This window comes from Leclercia sp. M-A074-M (assembly GCF_965195605.1).
Taxonomy (GTDB): domain Bacteria; phylum Pseudomonadota; class Gammaproteobacteria; order Enterobacterales; family Enterobacteriaceae; genus Enterobacter.
Window position 1 is genome coordinate 1 of the sequence record NZ_CBDAHM010000038.1, and the last position, 530, is coordinate 530.

Genomic DNA, 530 nt, shown 5'->3' on the forward strand with positions numbered 1-530 from the left:
AACCTTCGGGAGGGCGCTTACCACTTTGTGATTCATGACTGGGGTGAAGTCGTAACAAGGTAACCGTAGGGGAACCTGCGGTTGGATCACCTCCTTACCTTAAAGAACCTGCCTTTGTAGTGNCCACACAGATTGTCTGATAGAAAGTAGAAAGCAAGACGGCTGCGAAGTCGTGACACCTCGTGTCCCCTTCGTCTAGCGGTTAGGACTCCGCCCTTTCACGGCGGCAACAGGGGTTCGAATCCCCTAGGGGACGCCACTTGCTGGGTGTGAGTGAAAGGCACAACCAATCAGTATCTCAAAACTGACTTCAGAGTCATGTTTGCGATATTTGCTCTTTAAAAATCTGGATCAAGCTGAAAATTGAAACGACACACGTTAAGTGTGTTCGAGTCTCTCAAATTTTCACAACGCGAAGTGAAACAGCTTCGGGTTGTGAGGTTAAGCGACTAAGCGTACACGGTGGATGCCCTGGCAGTCAGAGGCGATGAAGGACGTGCTAATCTGCGAAAAGCGCCGGCGAGGTGATA

The 530-nt window shown here is 50.3% G+C and carries 1 tRNA gene and 2 rRNA genes; all 3 read left to right on the forward strand.

Going from position 1 to position 530, the window contains the following annotated elements:
• Positions 1–97 (forward strand): 16S ribosomal RNA (locus tag ACOKCT_RS22970); the annotation flags it as partial.
• Positions 98–184: 87 nt separating this feature from the next.
• Positions 185–259: transfer RNA gene (locus ACOKCT_RS22975), tRNA-Glu, on the forward strand.
• Between the two features lie 180 nt (positions 260–439).
• Positions 440–530, forward strand: a 23S ribosomal RNA gene (locus tag ACOKCT_RS22980); the annotation flags it as partial.